Raw genomic sequence first — 2623 nt, 5'->3', positions numbered from 1 at the left:
GCCGTCGCCGCGCGCCACGCGCGGGTGGCCGGCGTCGTGGGGCCCGAGGCGCCCGAACGACTCGTGCCGCCGGCCCCGACGGGTCCCGCCCCGGTCGTCGTGCCGCGCCCCGCAGCGACCCCCTGAGCCACCCCGCGGGCGACCGCGGCCCTCAGTCCTCGGTCCGCCAGGGCTCGTCGTCGGTGTCCTCGACCTCCTGGTCGTACGCGCCGCCGTCGGGCGTCTCCCCGCGCAGCAGCGCGAGCGTCGCCGGGAGGTCGTCCGGCTGGACCAGCACGTCGCGCGCCTTGGACCCCTCGGACGGGCCGACGATCTCACGCGACTCGAGCAGGTCCATGAGCCGGCCCGCCTTCGCGAAGCCGACCCGCAGCTTGCGCTGCAGCATCGACGTCGAGCCGAACTGGGTCGTGACGACCAGCTCGGCGGCCTGGAGCAGCAGGTCCAGGTCGTCGCCGATGTCCTCGTCGACCTGCTTCTTGGTGACCGTGGCCGCGACGTCCTCGCGGTAGACGGGCTTGAGCTGCGTCTTGACGTGCTCGACGACGGCGTGGATCTCGCTCTCGGAGACCCACGCACCCTGGACGCGCATGGGCTTGGCCGCGCCCATGGGCAGGAACAGGGCGTCGCCCTGGCCGATGAGCTTCTCCGCGCCCGGCTGGTCGAGCACGACGCGCGAGTCCGTGAGCGACGACGTCGCGAACGCCAGCCGCGAGGGCACGTTCGCCTTGATGAGGCCCGTGACGACGTCGACGCTGGGCCGCTGCGTCGCGAGCACCAGGTGGATGCCCGCCGCCCGCGCCAGCTGGGTGATGCGCTGGATCGAGGCCTCCACGTCGCGCGGGGCGACCATCATGAGGTCGGCGAGCTCGTCGACGACCACGAGGAGGTAGGGGTAGGGCGCGATCTTGCGCTCGCTGCCCGGCAGGGGCTTCACCTTGCCCGAGCGCACGCCGGCGTTGAAGTCGTCGACGTGCTTGTAGCCGAACATCGCGAGGTCGTCGTAGCGCGCCTCCATCTCGCGCACGACCCACTCGAGCGCCTCGGCGGCCTTCTTGGGGTTCGTGATGATCGGCGTGATGAGGTGCGGGATGTTCTCGTACAGCGTGAGCTCGACGCGCTTGGGGTCGACGAGGATCATCCGGACCTCGTCCGGCGTCGACCGCATGAGGACCGACGTGATCATCGAGTTCACGAACGAGGACTTGCCCGCGCCGGTCGCGCCCGCGACCAGCAGGTGGGGCATCTTCGCGAGGTTCGCGACGACGTAGCCACCCTCGACGTCCTTGCCCACACCGATGACCATGGGGTGCTCGCTGCGCCGCGCGGCGGAGGAGCGCAGCACGTCGCCCAGCGACACCGTCTCGCGGTCGGCGTTGGGGATCTCGATGCCGATCGCCGACTTGCCGGGGATCGGCGAGAGGATCCGCACGTCCGCGCTCGCGACGGCGTAGGAGATGTTGCGGCTGAGCGCGGTGACCCGCTCGACCTTGACGCCGGGGCCGAGCTCGAGCTCGTAGCGGGTCACCGTCGGGCCGCGGCTGAAGCCGCTCACCTTCGCGTCCACGTCGAACTGCTCGAGGACCGTCGTCAGCGCCTCGACCACCCGGTCGTTCGCGGCCGACCGGACCTTGTGCGGCATGCCGCGCGCCAGGAGGTCCTCGGCGGGCAGGGTGTAGACGACGTCGCCCTCGAGCATGGGCTGCTCGCCGCGCGGCACGGCCGACGTCGTGGCCGGCGGGAGCACCTCGGTCGCCGCCGTCGCCGCGGCCGGCAGGACGCTCGTCGTGACCGCGTCGGCGTCGGCCGCCGCCTCGGCCTCGGCCTCGGCACGCGCGGCCTCGATCATCGCGGCGGTCTCGAAGGCCTCGTCGCCGGAGTAGGCCCCGATCTCGGGCGTCTCGCCGCCCTCCGCGCGCTCGGCCCGCTTCCTGCCCAGGCGACGGCGGCGGGGAGCGGCCTCGCCCTCGAGCTCCTGCTGCTGTGCGAGGGTCGGCATCGTCGAGAGGTCGTCCTCGTCCACGCCGCCCGGGGCGCGGTGACCGCCGGTGAGCCAGGTGTACGCGGCCCTGAGCCGCGTGCCGATGAGGTGGACCGGGGTCGCCGTGAGCACGAGGAGGCCGAAGAAGCCCAGGAGCAGCAGGAGCGGGACGGTCACCCAGGCCGTGACGAGCGCCTCGAGGGGCGTGGCGACCAGGTAGCCGAGGACGCCGCCCGCCTCGCGCACCGGACCGAACCCGTCGGTCGGGGACGGCAGGTCCTCGGCGAGGTGCACCAGCCCGCACACGGTGAGCAGGATCGCGGCCAGGCCGATGCCCATCCGGCCGTTGGCCTGGACCCGGTCCGGGTGGCGCATGAGGCGCACGGCAGAGCCGAGCAGGAGCACGGGCACCGCGATGCCGACGACGCCGAACGTGCCGGCGACGACCGCGTGCACGACCTCCCCGGCCGAGCCCGACAGGCCCCACCACTCGCGCGCCGCGACGACGACGGCCAGGCCGACGAGCGCGAAGGCGAGGCCGTCGCGGCGGTGCGCCGGGTCCAGGTCGCGGGCGCCCTGGCCGAGCCGCCGCGCCGTCCCGCCGACCAGGTGCGCGCCGCCCATCCAGGCACCCCGCACCATGCG

Annotated in this window: 1 protein-coding gene; it reads right to left on the bottom strand. The window is 73.8% G+C overall.

The window, feature by feature from the left end:
* Window positions 1-151 precede the first annotated feature (151 nt).
* On the bottom strand, window positions 152-2623 hold a 2472-nt coding region (locus IDM29_RS16250), incomplete at its 5' end, for a DNA translocase FtsK (RefSeq protein WP_255500364.1).

Origin of the sequence: Actinotalea sp. JY-7885 (assembly GCF_014525465.1) — a bacterium.
Taxonomy (GTDB): domain Bacteria; phylum Actinomycetota; class Actinomycetes; order Actinomycetales; family Cellulomonadaceae; genus Actinotalea.
Note: the sequence above shows the minus strand (reverse complement) of the source record. Positions and strands in the feature narration are given on the sequence as shown.